18 protein-coding genes are annotated in these 18,096 nt (G+C 68.9%); 6 read left to right on the plus strand and 12 right to left on the minus strand.

Annotation, left to right across the window (positions count from 1 at the left end):
• Positions 1–11: 11 nt before the first annotated feature.
• Positions 12–1,016 (minus strand): sulfotransferase family protein, encoded by a 1,005-nt coding sequence (locus OG798_RS16390; RefSeq protein WP_267061464.1) that lies wholly within the window; start codon positions 1,014–1,016, stop codon positions 12–14.
• 283 nt (positions 1,017–1,299) lie between these two features.
• On the opposite strand from OG798_RS16390, the gene OG798_RS16395 reads away from it, so the two are divergent.
• Complete coding sequence (locus tag OG798_RS16395; RefSeq protein ID WP_267061465.1) at positions 1,300–2,271, plus strand: AbfB domain-containing protein; 972 nt, start codon at positions 1,300–1,302, stop codon at positions 2,269–2,271.
• Between the two features lie 69 nt (positions 2,272–2,340).
• On the opposite strand, the gene OG798_RS16400 is transcribed toward OG798_RS16395, so the two are convergent.
• The 8 genes from OG798_RS16400 to OG798_RS16435 form a co-directional block, all read right to left on the minus strand.
• The gene (locus OG798_RS16400; RefSeq protein ID WP_054235892.1) at positions 2,341–2,679 is read right to left on the minus strand and encodes a metal-sulfur cluster assembly factor; all 339 of its coding nucleotides are present in this window, start codon (positions 2,677–2,679) and stop codon (positions 2,341–2,343) included.
• Positions 2,676–3,140 carry a Fe-S cluster assembly sulfur transfer protein SufU gene (gene sufU, locus OG798_RS16405; protein WP_054235893.1) on the minus strand — a complete coding sequence of 155 codons (465 nt, stop codon included), beginning with the start codon at positions 3,138–3,140 and terminating at the stop codon, positions 2,676–2,678. The genes OG798_RS16400 and sufU overlap by 4 nt, the downstream gene beginning before the upstream one ends.
• Positions 3,141–3,155: 15 nt before the next feature.
• Positions 3,156–4,412, minus strand: a complete 1,257-nt coding sequence (locus tag OG798_RS16410; protein ID WP_054235894.1) for a cysteine desulfurase — start codon at positions 4,410–4,412, stop codon at positions 3,156–3,158.
• On the minus strand, positions 4,409–5,191 hold the full coding sequence (sufC, locus tag OG798_RS16415; RefSeq protein WP_095855311.1) for a Fe-S cluster assembly ATPase SufC: 783 nt from the start codon (positions 5,189–5,191) through the stop codon (positions 4,409–4,411). The genes OG798_RS16410 and sufC overlap by 4 nt, the downstream gene beginning before the upstream one ends.
• Before the next feature lie 7 nt (positions 5,192–5,198).
• Positions 5,199–5,528 carry a bifunctional 3-phenylpropionate/cinnamic acid dioxygenase ferredoxin subunit gene (locus OG798_RS16420; protein ID WP_054235896.1) on the minus strand — a complete coding sequence of 110 codons (330 nt, stop codon included), beginning with the start codon at positions 5,526–5,528 and terminating at the stop codon, positions 5,199–5,201.
• Positions 5,528–6,709, minus strand: coding sequence for a Fe-S cluster assembly protein SufD (sufD, locus tag OG798_RS16425; RefSeq protein WP_267061466.1), 1,182 nt, complete (start codon positions 6,707–6,709; stop codon positions 5,528–5,530). Before sufD ends, OG798_RS16420 begins: the two co-directional genes overlap by 1 nt.
• A gap of 91 nt (positions 6,710–6,800) precedes the next feature.
• Complete coding sequence (gene sufB / locus OG798_RS16430; RefSeq protein ID WP_054235898.1) at positions 6,801–8,225, minus strand: Fe-S cluster assembly protein SufB; 1,425 nt, start codon at positions 8,223–8,225, stop codon at positions 6,801–6,803.
• Positions 8,222–8,965 carry a helix-turn-helix transcriptional regulator gene (locus OG798_RS16435; RefSeq protein WP_097226267.1) on the minus strand — a complete coding sequence of 248 codons (744 nt, stop codon included), beginning with the start codon at positions 8,963–8,965 and terminating at the stop codon, positions 8,222–8,224. Before OG798_RS16435 ends, sufB begins: the two co-directional genes overlap by 4 nt.
• 161 nt (positions 8,966–9,126) lie before the next feature.
• Between OG798_RS16435 and OG798_RS16440 the strand changes: the two genes are divergently transcribed.
• From OG798_RS16440 to OG798_RS16455, 4 genes are all read left to right on the plus strand, one after another.
• Positions 9,127–9,957, plus strand: a complete 831-nt coding sequence (locus OG798_RS16440) for an aminoglycoside N(3)-acetyltransferase (RefSeq protein WP_095855308.1) — start codon at positions 9,127–9,129, stop codon at positions 9,955–9,957.
• Positions 9,958–10,003: 46 nt separating this feature from the next.
• Positions 10,004–10,927 carry an ABC transporter ATP-binding protein gene (locus OG798_RS16445; RefSeq protein WP_095855307.1) on the plus strand — a complete coding sequence of 308 codons (924 nt, stop codon included), beginning with the start codon at positions 10,004–10,006 and terminating at the stop codon, positions 10,925–10,927.
• A 50-nt stretch (positions 10,928–10,977) separates the two neighbouring features.
• Positions 10,978–11,694, plus strand: a complete 717-nt coding sequence (locus OG798_RS16450) for an ABC transporter permease (protein ID WP_328760036.1) — start codon at positions 10,978–10,980, stop codon at positions 11,692–11,694.
• Positions 11,695–11,813: 119 nt separating this feature from the next.
• Positions 11,814–12,821 carry a COX15/CtaA family protein gene (locus OG798_RS16455; RefSeq protein ID WP_095855306.1) on the plus strand — a complete coding sequence of 336 codons (1,008 nt, stop codon included), beginning with the start codon at positions 11,814–11,816 and terminating at the stop codon, positions 12,819–12,821.
• Between the two features lie 27 nt (positions 12,822–12,848).
• Here OG798_RS16455 and OG798_RS16460 read toward each other — a convergent pair whose 3' ends face one another.
• The 3 genes from OG798_RS16460 to OG798_RS16470 all read right to left on the minus strand — a co-directional run bounded on the left by OG798_RS16460 (position 12,849) and on the right by OG798_RS16470 (position 15,593).
• On the minus strand, positions 12,849–13,955 hold the full coding sequence (locus OG798_RS16460) for an amidohydrolase family protein (RefSeq protein ID WP_095855305.1): 1,107 nt from the start codon (positions 13,953–13,955) through the stop codon (positions 12,849–12,851).
• 238 nt (positions 13,956–14,193) lie between these two features.
• On the minus strand, positions 14,194–14,544 hold the full coding sequence (locus tag OG798_RS16465; protein WP_328757258.1) for a hypothetical protein: 351 nt from the start codon (positions 14,542–14,544) through the stop codon (positions 14,194–14,196).
• A 95-nt stretch (positions 14,545–14,639) separates the two neighbouring features.
• Complete coding sequence (locus tag OG798_RS16470; protein ID WP_179436867.1) at positions 14,640–15,593, minus strand: heme o synthase; 954 nt, start codon at positions 15,591–15,593, stop codon at positions 14,640–14,642.
• Positions 15,594–15,971: 378 nt separating this feature from the next.
• On the opposite strand from OG798_RS16470, the gene tkt reads away from it, so the two are divergent.
• Complete coding sequence (tkt, locus tag OG798_RS16475) at positions 15,972–18,074, plus strand: transketolase (protein WP_095855302.1); 2,103 nt, start codon at positions 15,972–15,974, stop codon at positions 18,072–18,074.
• Positions 18,075–18,096 lie beyond the last annotated feature (22 nt).

Consider the following 18,096-nt stretch of genomic DNA (forward strand, 5'->3'; position numbering starts at 1 on the left):
CTCACCACAGCTCACCCCACAGCCGGCCGGCAGGCCACCGGCCCCGGTTCGCGCACCCGCGCCAGGAGATCGAGCGTCCGCCGCTTGGCGTGGGCGGCCCGGCGCAGTACCTCCACCCGCCGGTAGCGCAGCAGTTCGGCGGGGTCGGGGCGGACGGCTCCGGCGAGTTCGTAGCCGTACGAGGTCAGCCTTTCTCCCAATACGGCCTCACTCAGCCGTATTTGATCGGGCGTCAGCCCGGTGGTCCAGGTGCCCGCCCGGGAGGTGTCCAGTGCGCCGTGGGTGCGCCGGTGCCAGGTCTTGCGGGCGGGTACGGCCATGCCGGCGACGCGGTGCGGCTCGGTCATCCCGGAGGCGTACTCCTCACCCAGGAACCCGCACACGCCCCGGAGTTGACCCTCGGGATCGGCCACGAGGTCCTCGAAGCGAAGTTGGTACCAACTGTCCGGACCCAGTTCGCGCGCGTACGTGCGGGCGGTGTCCACGACCTGTGCCCAGGTGGCCACGGCCTCATGGAATCCCCGGTGCCACCAGGGCATCCGGAGCAGCGAGGCGACGCAGTCCCGGCCGTCCCGTACGAGGTGGACGAACTGCGCGTCGGGGAACAGCCGCAGGATCTCCGCCACGTGCAGGGCGTACGCGGGCCGTTTGTCGCCCCAGCGCGCCTTGCCGTGCTCCTCGGCGTACGCCCGGAGCGCGATCCCGAGCGCCGAACCGAGGGTCGGCGGCCCGTCGGTGATCCGCTCGGCCACGCGCCCGGCGTCGAGCCCGAGCTCGTGGAAGCGGGTCTCCTTGCGGCCGGTGATCCAGCGCGCGAGCCCGGCCCGGTTGTCGCGCTCCGCCAGATCACCGAACGCCAGCCGTCCTTCGTAGGCGGGGAGTACGAAGCGCGTTTCGGGCGGCAGGGCGATCCGGGGATGCGCGTGCAGCATCAGTTGGAGAAGCGTGGTTCCCGAGCGGGGGCAGCCGAGGACGAACACCGGACGGGTGGGGGTGGGTTGCACAGAAGCGGACACGACCTCACGCTGTCGCGCCCCGATGAGCCCGGACTTGGATCACACTGAGAATGCAATGTGAAGCCACCACGCCCATGAAATCCCATGAACCCCCATGAATCCCCGTGGGGCCACCAGGATCAGCGGGGAAACGGCTGCTCAGAAGTCACCAAGTCCACTACTGTTTCACCAGTCGCGCACCGGGTCTCCACGGCTACCGCCGTTCCGTGTGCCTGCGCCCCCTCTTGTGCTGAGACCAGTAGACGAATCCGCGTGCGCCTTGGGCGACGCTGGAGGAACGCGCATGCCAGAAACAACGCCAGAGCCCGAACTCGAGCCCGGACCCGACCAGGCCGTGCCCACTTCGGAGGAACCCGCCTGGCGCCCCACCCCCCAAGGCACTCCCTATCCCGCGGAACTGCCTCCCTTCGTCGAGCCGCCGGTGCCCTGGGAGTCCGGGGAGTTCCCGGACGAGGGACGGCTGCCCGGAACCCGACGGCTGTGGATGGCCGGCGGACTCGCGGTGGCGGTGCTCATCGCCACCGCGACCGCGATCGCCGTACTGGACAGCAACACTGACGCCGCGTCGAAGAACCGGGCGAACCACACCGCCTCCGACACCGACGTCCCGTTCATACCCGGCTCCTCCTCGGCCGACGGCAGCACCACGGCCCCGGCAGGCAAGAACGCCCTGTCCTCCCCGCGGCACTCCGGCTCCACCTCCACCGCGTCGGACTCGGCCTCGCCGGGGCCCTCGGAACAGGGGTCCGACGACAAGCCGGTCACCGGCACCGCCGAGCCGTCGAAGACCGCCTCGTCCAGCAAGCCTCCCGAGTCCAAGCCCGTCTCCTCGGGGAAGTCGGTCCAGTCGGTCAACTACCCGAACCGCTACTGGCATCTGAGCAACGGCTTCGTACGGCTCGATCCGGTGGATTCGGGCAGTTCGAGCTCGACCAAGCGGGACGCCAGCTTCAAGGTGGTGGCGGGACTCGGCAACGCCAACTGCTACTCCTTCGCCACCGCCGACGGCGCCTATCTGCGCCACCGCAACTTCTCTCTGCGCGCCGACCGCAACGACGGCTCCGACCTCTTCAGGAAGGACGCCACCTTCTGCCCCCGGACGTCCCCGTACACGGGCGCCGTCATGCTGGAGTCGATCAACTACCCGGGCCGCTATCTGCGCCACCGCAACTTCCAGCTCCGCCTGGACAGCGACGACAACAGTCGGCTCTTCCGCGCGGACTCGGCGTTCCGTGTGGTGGACGGCTGGTCCTGAGCGCAGGAACACCTGTGGCCCCCGGCGAACTGCCGGGGGCCACAGACGTGTGCGCAGGTGTGCGCGGACTCAGACGTTGAACCCGAGCGCCCGAAGCTGCTCACGCCCGTCGTCCGTGATCTTGTCCGGGCCCCACGGCGGCATCCAGACCCAGTTGATGCGCAGTTCGTTGACGATGCCGTCCGTCGCGGACTTGGCCTGGTCCTCGATGACGTCGGTGAGCGGGCAGGCCGCGGACGTCAGGGTCATGTCGATCGTCGCGATGTTCGCGTCGTCGATGTGGATGCCGTAGATCAGGCCGAGGTTGACGACGTCGATGCCCAGCTCGGGGTCGACGACGTCGTACAGGGCCTCACGGACTTCTTCCTCCGAGGCCGGCTTCATCGTCAGGGTCTCGTTCTCGCTCATGCCGTCTTCCTCTCGGCGCTCTCGCCCAGAGCCTGGGCCGTCGCGTCCTTCCATGCCATCCAGCTCAGGAGGGCGCACTTGACCCGGGCGGGGTACTTGGAGACACCGGCGAACGCGACCGCGTCCTCCAGCACCTCCTCCATCGCGTCGTCGGGCTCGATCCTGCCCTTGGACTGCATCAGCTCCAGGAAGGTCTCCTGGATCTTCTGCGCCTCGGACACGTCCTTGCCGACGAGGAGCTCGTTCAGCACGGACGCCGAGGCCTGGCTGATGGAGCAGCCCTGCCCTTCGTACGAGATGTCCGCGATCTGCTCGCCGTCGTACTTCACGCGCAGCGTGATCTCGTCGCCGCACGTCGGGTTGACGTGATGCACCTCGGCATCGCCATCCCGCAAGCCTCGCCCATGGGGGTGCTTGTAGTGGTCCAGGATGACTTCCTGGTACATCGAATCAAGCTTCACGTCTCAGCCAGCCCCTCAGCCGAAGAAGTTCCGGACGTGCTCCAGGCCGTCCACCAGCGCGTCGATCTCGGCCGGCGTGGAGTACAGATAGAACGACGCTCGCGTGGTCGCAGGAATTCCGTACCGCAGGCAGACCGGGCGGGCGCAGTGGTGTCCGACCCGGACCGCGATGCCCTGCTCGTCCAGGACCTGGCCCACGTCGTGCGGGTGGATGTCACCCAGGGTGAACGAGATCGCGGCGCCACGGTCCTCGGCCGTGGTCGGGCCGATGATCCGCAGGTCGGGTACCTCGCCGAGCCGCTTCACCGCGTACTCGGTGAGCGCGTGCTCGTGGGCGAGGATCTTGTCCATGCCGATCGCGTTCAGGTAGTCGATCGCCGCGCCGAGGCCGACCGCCTGGGCGATCGGCGGGGTGCCCGCCTCGAACTTGTGCGGCGCCGGGGCGTACGTCGACGAGTGCATCGACACCGTCTCGATCATCTCGCCGCCGCCGAGGAACGGGGGCAGGTCCTCCAGGAGCTCCTGGCGGCCCCACAGCACGCCGATGCCCGTCGGGCCGCACATCTTGTGGCCGGTGAAGGCCACGAAGTCGGCCTGGAGGGCCTGGACGTCCAGCGGCATGTGCGGCGCGGCCTGCGACGCGTCGATGCAGACCAGCGCGCCGACCTCCTGGGCGCGGCGCACTATCGCCTCGACCGGGTTCACGGTGCCCAGGATGTTCGACACCAGCACGAAGGAGACGATCTTCGTCTTCTCGGTGATGATCTCGTTGATGTTCGACAGGTCGAGGCGGCCGTCGTCGGTGAGACCGAACCACTTCAGCTTCGCGCCCGTGCGCTGCGCCAGCAGCTGCCACGGCACGATGTTGGAGTGGTGCTCCATCTCGGTGATGACGATCTCGGTCTCGTGGTCGACCCGGTAGGGCTCGTCGGCCCAGCCGAGCATGTTGGCCACGAGGTTGAGCGACTCGGAGGCGTTCTTGGTGAAGATCACCTCGTCGCGGCTCGGCGCGTTGATGAACGCGGCGACCTTGTCGCGCGCGCCCTCGTACAGCGCCGTGGCCTCCTCGGCGAGCACATGCACACCGCGGTGGACGTTGGCGTTGTAGCGCTCGTAGTACTCACTCAGGGCGTCCAGCACCTGGCGCGGCTTCTGCGAGGTCGCCGCGTTGTCCAGGTACACGAGCTTCCTGCCGTCGTGGACCTGACGGTCCAGGATGGGGAAGTCCTTGCGGATCGCCTCGGTGTCGAGGAGGCCCGGCAGCTGTGTCACGCGGATGCGCCACCCTTCATGTCGACTTCATGCTTCGCATAAGCCTCGTAGCCCTCGTTCTCCAGCTTGTCGGCGAGCTCGGCGCCGCCGGACTCGACGATGCGGCCGCCGGAGAAGACGTGGACGAAGTCGGGCTTGATGTAGCGCAGGATGCGCGTGTAGTGCGTGATCAGCAGGGTGCCGACCTCGCCGGTCTCGCGGACGCGGTTGACACCCTCGGAGACGACGCGCAGGGCGTCGACGTCCAGGCCGGAGTCGGTCTCGTCGAGGATCGCGATCTTCGGCTTGAGCAGCTCCAGCTGGAGGATCTCGTGGCGCTTCTTCTCACCGCCGGAGAAGCCCTCGTTCACGTTGCGCTCGGCGAAGGCGGGGTCCATGGAGAGGCGCTCCATGGTCTCCTTGACCTCCTTCACCCAGGTGCGCAGCTTGGGGGCCTCGCCGCGGACGGCCGTGGCGGAGGTGCGCAGGAAGTTGGAGACCGACACACCGGGGATCTCGACCGGGTACTGCATCGCCAGGAACAGGCCCGCGCGGGCGCGCTCGTCGACGGACATCTCCAGGACGTCCTCGCCGTCGAGGGTGACGGTGCCGCTGGTGATCGTGTACTTCGGGTGGCCCGCGAGGGAGTAGGCGAGGGTCGACTTGCCGGAGCCGTTGGGGCCCATGATGGCGTGCGTCTCGCCCTGCTTCACGGTCAGGTCGACGCCCTTGAGGATCTCCTTCGTGGCGTTGTCGGCCTCGACGGTGACGTGCAGGTCGTGGATTTCAAGCGTTGCCATGGGTTCCTCAGGACTCCTGGGTGAGGGAGACGAGCACGTCGTCTCCTTCGATCTTTACGGGGTATACGGGGACGGGGCGCGTCGCGGGAAGGCCGGACGGCTTGCCGGTGCGCAGGTCGAACGCGGAGCCGTGCAGCCAGCACTCGATCTGGCAGTCCTCCACCTCGCCCTCGGAGAGCGAGACGTTCGCGTGCGAGCAGATGTCGTTGATCGCGAACACCTCCCCCTCGGTCTTCACGACCGAGACCGGCGTGCCGTCGAGTTCCACCCGCTTCGGGGTGTCCTCCTCCAGCTCGCTCAGCCCACAGGCGCGTACGAACGTCGACGAGGCAGTCATCAGACCGACGCCTCCAGCTCCTCGTCGATCTTCACGAGGAGCCGCTCTTCGATGTCGTCGACACCGATCTGCTGCACGAGCTCGGCGAAGAAGCCGCGGACCACCAGTCGGCGGGCCTCGTCGGCGGGGATGCCGCGGGCCATCAGGTAGAAGAGCTGCTCGTCGTCGAAGCGGCCGGTCGCGGAGGCGTGTCCGGCGCCGACGATCTCGCCGGTCTCGATCTCCAGGTTCGGCACGGAGTCGACGCGGGCGCCGTCGGTCAGAACCAGGTTGCGGTTCATCTCGTACGTGTCCGTGCCCTCGGCCTTGGCCTCGATGAGAACGTCACCGATCCACACGGCGTGCGCGCCGTCGCCCTGGAGCGCGCCCTTGTAGGCGACGTTCGACTTGCAGTGCGGGGTGTTGTGGTCGACCAGCAGACGGTGCTCCTGGTGCTGGCCCGCGTCCGTGAAGTACAGACCGAACAGCTCGGCCTCACCGCCGGTGCCGGCGTAGGCCACGCGCGGGTGCAGGCGCACGAGGTCGCCGCCGAAGGTGACCACGAACGACTTGAACGTGGCGTCCCGGCCGATCAGCGCGTTGTGCTGGCCCACGTGCACGGCCTTGTCGTCCCAGTCCTGGACGGAGACGACGGTGAGCTTGGCGCCGTCGCCCAGGATGTAGTCGACGTTGGCGGCGAGCACGGCGTCACCGGTGTGGTCGATGACGACGACGGCCTCGGCGAAGGCTCCGAGCTCCACGACCTGGTGGCCGTAGGCGACCCCGCCCTCGCCGTGCACCGCGACGCGGATGGGCTCGGTGAGCACCATCTCCTTGGGGACGGTGATCACGCCGGCCTTCTCGAACGCGGAGTACGCCTGGGCGGCGACGCGGTCCACCGGGGTGCCCGCCCGGCCGAGGCGCGCGTCGTCACGGCCGACGGTCTCCACGACGACGCCCGCGGGCGCCTCCACGTCGACCTTCAGGCCGTCGCCGGTCGCGACCGCGGTCCCGTCGTGCAGCCCGCGCAGGCGCTCCAGCGGGGTGAACCGCCACTCCTCCTCGCGGCCGTGGGGGACCGGGAAGTCCGCCACGTCGAAGGACGGGGGCGCGCTCATGCGCGTGGCGACGGTCGACTCGGCGGCCACCGCGATCTGTCCGGCGGTGGTGGAACCCACCGGGATGTTCTGAGCCTCAGCCATGGCTGTCGGTCTGCTCTCTTTCCTGCGTCGGTTGAGATCCTCGGGCCCGCCGGGAAGGGCGGGCCACCAGCTGTTTTCCGGGCGGCGGGTCTTAGCCGACCGCGCCTTCCATCTGCAGCTCGATCAGCCGGTTGAGTTCAAGCGCGTACTCCATGGGCAGCTCCTTGGCGATCGGCTCGACGAAGCCGCGCACGATCATCGCCATCGCCTCGAACTCCGTCAGACCGCGGCTCATCAGGTAGAAGAGCTGGTCCTCGGAGACCTTGGAGACGGTCGCCTCGTGACCCATGGACACGTCGTCCTCGCGGACGTCGACGTACGGGTAGGTGTCGGAGCGGGAGATGGTGTCGACGAGCAGCGCGTCGCACAGCACGTTCGACTTCGAGCCGTGGGCGCCCTCGCCGATCTCGACCAGACCGCGGTAGGACGTACGACCGCCACCGCGCGCCACGGACTTCGACACGATGTTCGACGACGTGTTCGGTGCCATGTGGACCATCTTGGAGCCCGCGTCCTGGTGCTGGCCCTCGCCCGCGAAGGCGATGGAGAGGGTCTCACCCTTGGCGTGCTCGCCCATCAGGTAGACGGCCGGGTACTTCATGGTGACCTTGGAGCCGATGTTGCCGTCGATCCACTCCATGGTCGCGCCCTCGTATGCCACGGCGCGCTTGGTGACCAGGTTGTAGACGTTGTTCGACCAGTTCTGGATGGTCGTGTAGCGGCAGCGGGCGCCCTTCTTCACGATGATCTCGACCACCGCGGAGTGCAGGGAGTCCGACTTGTAGATCGGCGCCGTACAACCCTCGACGTAGTGGACGTAGGCGTCCTCGTCGACGATGATCAGCGTCCGCTCGAACTGGCCCATGTTCTCCGTGTTGATACGGAAGTAGGCCTGGAGCGGGATCTCGACGTGCACGCCCTTCGGCACGTAGATGAAGGAGCCACCGGACCACACGGCGGTGTTCAGCGACGCGAACTTGTTGTCGCCGACCGGGATGACGGTGCCGAAGTACTCCTTGAAGAGCTCCGGGTGCTCCTTGAGGGCGGTGTCGGTGTCGAGGAAGATGACGCCCTGCTCCTCCAGGTCCTCGCGGATCTGGTGGTAGACGACCTCGGACTCGTACTGGGCCGCGACACCGGCGACGAGGCGCTGCTTCTCCGCCTCCGGGATGCCGAGCTTGTCGTACGTGTTCTTGATGTCCTCGGGCAGGTCCTCCCAGGACTCCGCCTGCTTCTCCGTGGAACGCACGAAGTACTTGATGTTGTCGAAGTCGATCCCGGACAGGTCCGAGCCCCAGTTGGGCATGGGCTTCTTCTCGAAGAGGCGCAGGCCCTTGAGGCGGAGCTTGGTCATCCACTCCGGCTCGCTCTTCTTCGCGGAGATGTCGCGGACGACGTCCTCGTTGATACCGCGCTTGGCAGAGGCACCGGCCACGTCGGAGTCGGCCCAGCCGTATTCGTACGTACCCAGACCCTCGAGCTCAGGGTGGGCAGTCTCCTCGATGGGGAGCGTCATGCGGGGTTCCTCCCGGCGGTACTTGCAGATGCGTTATGGGTGGATTCGGAAATCTTGGGGATGAACGTGGTGCACACACCGTCGCCGTGGGCGATGGTGGCCAGCCGCTGAACATGGGTGCCGAGCAGCTGGGAGAAGATCTCGGTCTCCGCCTCGCACAGCTGCGGGAACTGCTCGGCGACATGAGCGACCGGGCAGTGGTGCTGGCAGAGCTGCTCGCCGACCGGTGCGCTACGCGCTGCAGCAGCGTACCCGTCCGCACTCAGGGCCTTGGCCAACGCTTCGGTGCGCTGCTCCGGCGCGGCGGCCTCGACGGCCCTGCGGTACGCCTCGGCCTGGGCGGCCATCCGGGCGCGGGCGAACGCGACGACCGCCTCGTCCCCGCCCTCGCGCGCCGCGATCCAGCGCATCGCGTCCGCGGCGAGCTTGTCGTAGGACTGGTCGAAGGCGTCCCGGCCGCAGTCGGTCAGGGCGAACACCTTGGCGGGGCGGCCGCGCGTACGCGCTCCGTAGACCCGCTGCTCCCGCGCTTCCACGACGTCGTCGGCGACCAGCGCGTCGAGATGACGACGCACGGCGGCCTGGGTCAGGCCCAGTCGCCCCGCGAGGTCGGCCACGGTCGACGGACCGTGGTCCAGGATGGACCGCGCGACACGGTTGCGCGTCGAACGCTCACCGGTCGCGAGTTCCTCCTGAGGGGCCCCCGTGGGGGTCTCCCGAGCCTCGCCAACGTTTTTCACAACGCCATTGTTGCGTAATTCCCTGGAGCCTGACAAGCCGCGCCCCCGGAGGCGGGCGGTGCGCTACATCACTTAGGTATACCTAAGGTGACCTGCGGAAACGATCTTTGATCGATCAATTCACTGGCTTCGGGACCGGCTCTCCGCAAGACTCGGGAAGCATGTCGACACCCCCTCCGACCGGCCCACTCGTCACACGCGACACCCTCGCCGCGCAGCTTCTTGAGCTGGGCGTCCAGCCCGGAGAAACGCTTCTCGCGCACTCCTCACTGAGTTCCCTCGGCTGGGTCAACGGCGGTGCCGTCGCCGTCGTCCAAGGACTGCTCGATGCGCTGGGTCCCGACGGCACTCTGGTGGTTCCCACCCAGTCCGGGGACCTCTCCGACCCGGCGCTGTGGAGCAGTCCGCCCGTACCCGAGGAGTGGTGGTCGCCCATTCGGGCGACGATGCCCGCCTACGACCCCCTCGTGACGCCCAGCCGAGGGGTCGGTGTGATCCCGGAGACCGTCCGCACCTGGCCCGGCGCCCTGCGCAGCGCCCATCCGCAGACCTCCTTCGCGGCCCTCGGCCCCCGCGCGGCGCAGATCGTCGAGGGGCACGCCCCCGACTGCCGGCTCGGCGAGCGCAGCCCGCTGGCCCGCCTGGAGACCCTCGACGCCCGGGTGCTCCTGCTCGGCGCGGGCTACGACACGTGCACCAGCTTCCACCTCGCCGAATACCGCATACCGTCCCCGCTCGTCGAGGTGGGACGCCCGGTGCGCACCCCGCAGGGAGCGACCCGGTGGGAAGTCGTCACGGAGGTCTCCGTCGACTCCGACCGCTTCGACGAACTGGGCTCCGACTTCGAACGGGACCGCCCCGTCGTACGGGGCCGAGTGGGCGCGGCCGACGCACGCCTGTTCCCGGTGGCCGACGCGGTGGCGTACGCGGAGCGCTGGCTGGCACTGCACCGCCCCCGCGACGAATGGGTCGTACCCAGGACCGCCTCCTGAACCCCGCCCGACCGATCACCCGACCGGCTCCCTAGACTTGCGCCTCATGCGAAGCGAGCCCGTGGTCCAGGTCCAGGCCCTGGTGAAGCGGTACGGCGACAAGACCGCGGTGGACGGCCTCGACCTGGTGGCCGAGGCGGGCATCACCGCCGTACTGGGCCCCAACGGTGCGGGCAAGACGACCACGGTCGAGACCTGCGAGGGGTACCGGAAGCCGGATTCCGGCACGGTACGCGTCCTGGGCCTCGACCCGGTGAGACAGTCCGGGGAACTCCACTCCCGTATCGGCGTGATGCTCCAGTCCGGCGGGGTCTACTCCGGTGCCCGCGCCGACGAGATGCTCCGCCATGTGGCCAAGCTCCACGCCCACCCCCTGGACGTGGACGCGCTCATCGAACGGCTCGGCCTCGACAGCTGCGGCCGCACGACCTACCGGCGGCTCTCGGGCGGCCAGCAGCAGCGCCTGGCGCTCGCGATGGCCGTGGTCGGCCGCCCCGAACTGGTCTTCCTCGACGAGCCGACCGCGGGCCTCGACCCGCAGGCCCGCCGCGCCACCTGGGACCTCGTCCGCGATCTGCGCGCCGACGGCGCCTCGGTCATCCTCACCACGCACTACATGGACGAGGCCGAACAACTCGCCGACGACGTCGCGATCATCGACGCGGGCAGGGTCATCGCACAGGGCTCCCCCGAGCAGCTGTGCCGCGGCGGCGCCGAGAACACCCTGCGCTTCACCGGCCGTCCGGGGCTCGACGTCAACTCCCTGCTCAAGGCCCTGCCGGCCGACTGCACGGCCGCCGAGCTGACGCCCGGCTCGTACCGGGTGGGCGGCAAGATCGATCCCCAGCTGCTGGCCACCGTCACGTCCTGGTGCGCACAGCACGGGGTGATGCCGGAGAAGATCTCCGTCGAACGCCACACCCTGGAAGACGTGTTCTTGGAACTGACCGGCAAGGAGCTGCGTTCGTGACCACCGCCGGTACCTACACCCCGAAGCCGGGGGCGGCCCCGCTGCCCCGGATGATCGGCGCGCAGGCCACGCTCGAGACGAAGATGCTGCTCCGCAACGGTGAGCAGCTCCTCCTCACGGCGATCATCCCGACACTCCTGCTGGTCCTGTTCAGCTCGGTCGACATCATCGACACCGGCAAGGGCAAGTCGGTCGACTTCCTGGCCCCCGGCATCCTGGCACTCGCCGTGATGTCGACCGCGTTCACCGGGCAGGCCATCGCCACCGGCTTCGAGCGGCGCTACGGGGTCCTGAAGCGGCTCGCCGCCTCCCCGCTGCCCCGCTGGGGCCTGATGACCGCGAAGACGGCGTCCGTGCTGGTCACCGAGGTCCTCCAGGTCGTCCTGCTGACGGCGATCGCCTTCTCGCTGGGCTGGTCGCCGCACGGCAACCCGCTGTCCGTCCTGCTCCTGCTGATCCTCGGCACGGCCGCCTTCTCGGGCCTGGGCCTGCTGATGGCCGGCACGCTCAAGGCGGAGGCGACGCTCGCCGCCGCGAACCTGGTCTTCCTGCTGCTCCTCGTGGGCGGCGGTGTGATCGTCCCGATGGACAAGTTCCCGGCGGGCGCCCAGGACGTGCTCGGTCTGCTGCCCGTCTCGGCGCTCTCGGACGGGCTGCGGGACGTGCTCCAGCACGGGGCGGGCCTGCCGTGGGGCGACCTCGGGATCCTGGCCGTGTGGGCGGTCGTGGGCCTGGGAGCGGCGGGCAAGTTCTTCCGCTGGGAGTGACTCCCGGCGTGACTCCGGGTGTGGGCGCATCCGGGTGTGCGGGCCTCCGGGACGGGCTGAGGTGGCGATTTGCGTAGGTGCGGGGGCCTCGTGAAGGCGTGCACAAGCGGACGCCTACGATGGGGCGCGTGCCAAACGTGACCCGAGCCGACGCCGTAGCCTTCGCGCGCAACCCGCTCGCCCTCATCGCCGAACGCTGGACCCCGACCTCCCGGACGGTGCGACGAGCGGCCCTCGCCGCGCTCGTCATGTCGGTGGTCATCGTGGTCACCGGCGGCGCCGTACGGCTGACCGGTTCGGGCCTCGGCTGCCCGACCTGGCCCAAGTGCACCGACGACTCGCTCACCACGACGAGCGCGATGGGCTTCCACGGAGTCATCGAGTTCACCAACCGCATGCTGACCTACGTGCTGTGCGCGGCGGTCGGCTGGGCGATCATCGCCGCGCGCTCCGAGAAGCCCTGGCGGCGCGACCTCACCCGGCTCGGCTGGGCGCAGTTCTGGATCGTCATGAGCAACGCGATCCTCGGCGGCATCGTCGTCCTGGTCGGCCTCAACCCCTACACGGTCGCCGCGCACTTCCTGCTCTCGACGGCGCTCATCACGGTGGCCACGGTGATGTGGCAGCGCACGCGCGAGGGCTCCGCCGACCCGCGCCCGCTGGTCGGCAAGGCGGTGCAGCAACTCGTGTGGTGCCTGGTCGCCGCCGCCATCCTGCTGATCGCGGTGGGCACGGTGGTCACCGGCGCGGGTCCGCACGCGGGCGACTCCAGCGAGGTCGAACGCATGGCCGTCAACTGGGAGACCGTCGCCAAGCTGCACGCCGTGCTGGCCTGGATCGTGGTCACGTTGACGTTCGCCCTGTGGTTCGTCCTCAAGGCCGTAGACGCCCCCAAGGGGCCGCTCGACCGCACCCGCGAGCTGTTCCTGATCCTGCTCGGCCAGGGTGTCATCGGCTACGTCCAGTACTTCACGGACCTCCCCGAGGCCCTGGTCGGCCTCCACATGTTCGGCTCCTGCCTGGTATGGATCGGCGTCCTGCGGGTCCTGCTGTCGCTGCGCGAACGCCCGGAGGCCGCGGCACAACTGCCGGGGGCTGCCGCGGAATCGGCGCTCACGCGCGCGTAGGCCGTTCGTAGGGGGTCCGGCACCGGTTCACTCCACCCCGTACACCCGCCGCGCGTTCCCCGCCGCGATCAGGCCCGCCACCCGCTGCGCGTCCACGAGCGACCAGGCGCCCTCGGCGACCCAGGTGCCCAGCACCCGGGAAAGCGCCTCACGGAACAGGCGGGCGCCGACGACGTGCAGTTCGGGCAAGCCGTGCGCCCCGCTGGAGAACAGGAGCTTGCCGAAGGGGGCCAGCTCCAGGATCTCGGAGAGGACGGCCGCCGCCCGGGCTCCCGTACGCACCAGCGCGGCACCCAAGTCGGCGTAGACGTGCGGGAAGACCCCGGCGAGGTGCGCCGCGTGACGGTGGTACGGGTAGCCGTGCAGGAGGATGAGATCCGTGCCGAGCCCGGCCGTGGCACGGGCGAAGTCGGTGAGCAGGACGGGGTCGGTGCGGTCGATGCGCAGACCGGGTTCGCCCAGGCCGGCGTGGAGCTGGAGAGGCAGCCCCGAGGCGACCGCGATCCACAGTACGTGGCGCAGCAGGACCGGGTCGCTCAGCGCCCCGCCCACCCGGCGGCCCGCGAGCCAGCGGCCCGCCGCGCCCCGCACCTCTCCCGGTCCTGGCGGCTCGGGCGCGAGCGCCAGACCGTGCCGTCCCCCCGCGACCGACGTGAAGGCGACGGCGTTCGCGGCGGCTCCGTGGACGGACTCGGCGAGATTGGCGAGGAAGGACTCGACGGTGCCCGAGGTGTCCGCGACCTGTTCCGCCAGCAGCTCCAGGCGGACGATCTCATGGGCGTGGGCCGCGCCGGTCGAGGCCATCTCGCCCGGTCCCGTCAGGTCCCCGGGCAGCCCCGTATCGACGAGATACGTCGTGATGCCGCTGCCGCGCAGGAGTCTGCGCCCCGACTCCAGGACGCCGAGTTCGCGGCGCCGGGCCAGATAGCGGGCGGGCGGACAGTGCGGTTCCAGGCCGAGCAGGGGCGGGCACCAGCGGCGTACCGCGAAGCCGGTCTGGGTGTCGAAGAAGGTGGTACCGGGGGCCGGGGGGCCCTCGGTTCTGGCGAGGTGGGCCTCGAAGGTGCCGAGACCCAGCTCCGTCCTCAGTACGCCGTGGCAGTACTGGTCCACCAGGGATGGCGTTTCGATCATCCGGACTCCCCGCGACTGGACCGTTGCGTTCTTCAGGTCCTAACGGGTGAGGCGGGCGTCAGGTGTTGGTGTAGCGCAAGGCGTACCAACAGCTGACGGATGACAGCCGACAGATGACAACTGACGAGTGACAGCCGACGGAAATCAGATGACGGAAATCAGATAACGGATATCAACTGTCAGGTATCAGATGACAGATATCAGCTGTCAGGTGACAGATAACAGATACTGTCAGCCGTCACTTCGGCGCCCCAAGCTGGATCCCCGCCATCCTCTTCCACTCGTACGGCCCCGTCTTGACCTTCGCCGCGAACTCACCGTCGAACGTCTCGTGAACAGTGATCCCGGCCTTCTTCACGGCCTCTTCGGCCAGCGTGAAGGTCGGCGCCACCACGTCCCCCCAGGCACCGTCCGCGCCGACGAGGACGATCCGGGCGCCGCGCTGCCCGAGGTACTCGACGTGCCCCTCGGTCCCGCCGTGCTCCTTGGCGAAGGCGTTGATCCGCTGGGCGAGCTTGGCCGCCTTGCGCTCGGCCTTGACGTCCTGGGCGGCGCCGGTGGTCTCGTCAACCTGCTGCGTGTCTGCCATGTCCAGGATGCTACCGACGGGTAGATCAAACGGCGACGGGCGGGGTACGTGGCTTAGCCCACGTACCCCGCCCGTGAAGATTCGCCGGACGGGCCCTAGCGCAGGAAGGGGTCCACCGCGACCGCCACGAACAGGAGCGACACATAGGTGATGGACCAGTGGAACAGCCGCATCTCCTTGAGCTTCCCGCCGGTCACCTCGGCCTTGGCGCGGTTCTGCAGACCGTGCGCCTCCCACAGCCAGAACCCGCCCGCGCCGAGCGCGACCAGGGTGTAGAACCAGCCCGTGTAGCCGAGCGGGGTGAGCAGCAGCGAGACCGCGACCATCACCCAGCTGTAGATGACGATCTGGCGGGCGACCACCTTGTTGGAGGCGACGACCGGGAGCATCGGCACGCCCACGCGCGCGTAGTCCTCCTTCACCTTCATGGACAGCGGCCAGTAGTGCGGCGGCGTCCAGAAGAACATGACGAGGAAGAGGATGACCGGCGCCCACGACATGGAGTCGGTGACGGACGACCAGCCGATGAGCACCGGGAGGCAGCCGGCGATGCCGCCCCAGACGATGTTCTGGGAGGTGCGCCGCTTGAGGATCATCGTGTAAACGACGACGTAGAAAAGGAGCGCTCCGAGTGACAGCCAGGCGGACAGCCAGTTGACGGTCAGCCCGAACAGCAGGGTCGAGACGACCGCCAGCGTGATCCCGAAGGCCAGACACTCACGCGGGCTGACCATGCCGGTGACCAGTGGGCGCTGCGAGGTGCGCTCCATCAGAGCGTCGATGTCGCGGTCGATGTACATGTTCAGCGCGTTGGCGCCGCCCGCCGACAGAAAACCGCCGAGGCAGGTGAGCAGGACCAGCTTGAGGTCGGGTACACCCTGCTGAGCCAGGAACATCACCGGAACGGTGGTGATCAGCAGCAGTTCGATGATTCGCGGCTTGGTCAGCGCCACGAACGCCTTCACACGGGCCCCGAACGGCCGGTGGCTTGGGCTGCTGCTCGTCCCGAGCACCCCCGCTGGACGGGATTCGACGGCCGTCACGCACACCCCTGACAGAGACATCCCAGCAAGCCTCCGGGTGTGAACTCCCCGTAAAGCTCGCGCGTACCACGCCACTGTAGACGTTGCCTATACCTCGGCCTTCGCGGGGGTGGGGTCGTGTTGGGAGCGGCCGCACCGGGGCGGGAAGAGGGCGTGCACGACGGGCGCGACGGAGCTCGATTGAGCACTCTTACGAGCGGCTCCGTATTCAGTTGCCGAACACGGAACGGACCAGTCGGGAGGCGGATCCCGGAGAGTCCCGGCAGTCTGGAATGACTCGAAAAAACGCACGTACCTACGGGGGTAGGCTCGACAACGGCCGGTGGGCGCCCAGTGCACCGGCATTCGACATGCGTGACATGTGGAGAGGAGCCCTGACCCAGGGTGAGCACCAAGCCGACCACCACAGACCTCGAGTGGACCGAGTTGGACCAGCGGGCCGTCGACACCGCCCGCGTCCTGGCCGCCGATGCCGTACAGAAGGTCGGAAACGGCCATCCCGGTACGGCCATGAGTCTGGCGCCTGCCGCGTACACCCTCTTTCAGAAGGTGATGCGGCACGACCCGGCGGATCCCGACTGGACCGGACGTGACCGCTTCGTGCTGTCCGCGGGCCACTCGTCACTGACCCTCTACACGCAGCTCTACCTGGCCGGGTTCGGCCTGGAGCTGGACGATCTGGAGTCCTTCCGGACGTGGGGCTCCCGCACCCCGGGCCACCCGGAGTACGGGCACACCCCGGGCGTGGAGACCACGACCGGCCCGCTCGGGCAGGGTGTCGCCAACGCGGTGGGCATGGCGATGGCCGCCCGCTACGAGCGCGGTCTGTTCGACCCGGACACGGCGCAGGGCGAGTCCCCCTTCGACCACTTCATCTACGCGATCGCCGGTGACGGCTGCCTCCAGGAGGGCATCTCGCACGAGGCGTCCTCCCTGGCCGGTCACCAGAAGCTCGGCAACCTCGTTCTGCTGTGGGACGACAACCACATCTCGATCGAGGGCGACACCGAGACGGCGGTCTCCGAGGACACCGTCAAGCGGTACGAGGCGTACGGCTGGCACGTGCAGCGCGTCGCGCCGAAGCCGGACGGCGACCTCGACCCGCACGCCATCTACAACGCGATCGAGGCCGCGAAGAAGGTGACGGACAAGCCGTCGTTCATCGCGATGCGCTCGATCATCGCCTGGCCCGCTCCGCACGCGCAGAACACCGAGGCCGCGCACGGCTCGGCGCTCGGCGAGGACGAAGTCGCGGCCACCAAGCGCGTCCTCGGCTTCGACCCGGAGAAGTCCTTCGAGGTCGCGGACGAGGTCCTCGCGCACACCCGCAAGGCTCTCGACCGCGGCCGTGAGGCGAAGGCCGAGTGGGAGAAGGGCTTCCAGGAGTGGCGCACCGCTCAGCCCGAGCGTGCCGCCGAGTTCGACCGGATCGCCGCGTGCGAGCTGCCGGCCGGCTGGGAGGAGAAGCTCCCGGCGTTCGAGGCGGGCAAGGGTGTCGCCACCCGTGCCGCGTCCGGCAAGGTGCTGCAGGCGCTCGGTGCGGTCATCCCCGAGCTGTGGGGCGGCTCCGCCGACCTCGCGGGCTCGAACAACACGACGATCGACCCGAACTCCTCGTTCCTGCCGGCCGACAACCCGCTGCCGGGCGCGAACCCGTACGGCCGCACGATCCACTTCGGCATCCGCGAGCACTCCATGGCCGCGGAGATGAACGGCATCACGCTGCACGGCAACACCCGTGTATACGGCGGCACCTTCCTGGTGTTCTCCGACTACATGCGCAACTCCGTGCGTCTGTCCGCGCTGATGCACCTGCCGGTGACGTACGTGTGGACGCACGACTCCATCGGTCTCGGTGAGGACGGCCCGACCCACCAGCCGGTCGAACACCTGGCCTCGCTGCGCGCCATCCCCGGCCTCAACGTCGTCCGTCCCGCGGACGCCAACGAGACCGCGATCGCCTGGCGCGAGATCCTCAAGCGCTACACGAAGGTCTTCGGCAAGGGCGCCCCGCACGGTCTCGCGCTGACCCGTCAGGGCGTGCCGACGTACGAGGCCGACGAGAACACGGTCAAGGGCGGTTACGTCCGCTTCGAGGCCGAAGGGCCCGGCGGGCAGAGCGCGGAGCCGGAGGTCATCCTCATCGCCACCGGTTCCGAGGTGCACGTGGCGGTGGAGGCGCGCGAGCAGCTCCAGGCCGCGGGCGTCCCGACGCGGGTCGTGTCCATGCCGTGCGTGGAGTGGTTCGAGGAGCAGGACCAGGGGTACCGGGACAGCGTCCTGCCGCCGTCGGTGAAGGCGCGCGTCTCGATCGAGGCCGGTATCGGTCTGACCTGGCACCGGTTCGTCGGGGACGCGGGACGCATTGTTTCGCTGGAGCACTTCGGTGCTTCGGCCGACGGCAAGGTCCTCTTCCGCGAATTCGGCTTCACTGCCGAGAACGTCGCCGACGTCGCCCGGGAATCGATCGCCGCAGCCCAGCGCTGACGCTGAAATACGACACGTAGGA

Source organism: Streptomyces sp. NBC_00271, from assembly GCF_036178845.1.
In the GTDB taxonomy this organism is placed as follows: domain Bacteria; phylum Actinomycetota; class Actinomycetes; order Streptomycetales; family Streptomycetaceae; genus Streptomyces.